The organism is Streptomyces sp. M2CJ-2 (assembly GCF_016757295.1).
Lineage (GTDB): Bacteria > Actinomycetota > Actinomycetes > Streptomycetales > Streptomycetaceae > Streptomyces.
The window spans coordinates 1-902 of the sequence record NZ_JAESIF010000259.1; the positions used below are offsets into that span (position 1 = coordinate 1).

At 69.3% G+C, this 902-nt stretch carries 1 protein-coding gene; it reads right to left on the minus strand.

Features of this window, described 5'->3' with window-relative positions; all coding sequences use genetic code 11:
- Nucleotides 1-844, minus strand: an 844-nt coding sequence (locus JL475_RS39185; RefSeq protein WP_202282954.1) for a pyridoxal-phosphate dependent enzyme, incomplete at its 3' end; no start/stop codon positions are given.
- Nucleotides 845-902 lie beyond the last annotated feature (58 nt).

Genomic DNA, 902 nt, shown 5'->3' on the forward strand with positions numbered 1-902 from the left:
GCGTGGCGTGGTCGTCCAGCCAGCGCATCGCGCCGCTGACGACCGTGCCGGTGGAGCCGCCGAAGAGGAAGCCGCGTCTGGCCAGGCGATGGCACGCACGGATGGTGTCCGTCTCCTCGACGCGTATCACCTCGTCCACGTAGGACTCGTCGAGCAGCGGCGGGGGCACGCTCATGCCGAGCCCGGGAATCATGCGGCGGCCCGGCGCGCCCCCGAAGGTCACCGAACCGACGCTGTCCACCGCGACGATCCGTACCGGCCGGTGCCACCGACGGAAGTAGCGGGCGCAGCCCATCAGGGTTCCGGTGGTGCCGGCGCCGACGAACAGCACGTCCAGCTGCGGGAAGTGCTGGGCGATCTCCGGCGCCGTCTTGCGGTAGTGCGCCTTCCAGTTGCCCGGGTTGGTGTACTGGCTGAGCCACACGTACCGGTCATCGGAGTCGCACAGCGCACGGACGTAGTCGAGCCGCGCGCTCAGGAAGCCGCCCTCGGCGTCCGCGCCGGCGATGGTGTGCACCCGGCTGCCCAGTGCCTCCATCAGGAGTCTGGTCGACAGGTTGCAGCGGGAGTCCGTCACGCACAGGAACCGGTAGCCCTTGCTCGCCGCGATCATGCTCAGCGCCACGCCGAGGTTGCCGGACGAGGACTCGACCAGGATCGACTCCGGGGTGAGTTCTCCGTTTCGCTCGGCGGCCTCCACCATCTCGGTCGCGGCCTTCAGCTTGATCGAGCCGGCGAAGTTGAAGCCCTCGCACTTCAGGAGCAGGGGGCGCCCGAAGAGGGGCTCGAGGTCCACATAGAGCTGGGACTCGTTGAAGGCGTGGGGAGCGGATATGACGGGCACGGCGGCCTCCTCCTCATCTGCGGCGGGGTGCTCCCGGACGGTCATCCGTAACGGCGCA